Source organism: Telluria sp. AZSoR62 (genome assembly GCF_058111565.1).
Window position 1 is genome coordinate 1 of record NZ_JBYTST010000658.1, and the last position, 231, is coordinate 231.

General features: G+C 62.3%; 1 protein-coding gene. It reads left to right on the forward strand.

The genetic code is table 11. The features are described from left to right. Positions 1 to 231, forward strand: a 231-nt coding sequence (locus tag AC3XQU_RS25070) for a DUF305 domain-containing protein (protein WP_489876789.1), incomplete at both ends; no start/stop codon positions are given.

Below are 231 nucleotides of genomic sequence, written 5' to 3' on the forward strand. Positions count from 1 at the left end.
GAGATGATGCTCCAGAAGAAGGACATCCCCGCATCGGTCACTGACCTGGCCACCAGGATCAAGGCGGCCCAGGCACCGGAGATCGAAACGATGACCGGCTGGCTCAAGAACTGGAACGAATCCGCGACCATGGGTGCCGGCCACACCATGGACGGCATGATGGGCGAGGAGGATGACTTGAAGCAGCTCGCAGCGGCCCAGGACACCGAAGCGGCCAGGCTCTTCCTGAAG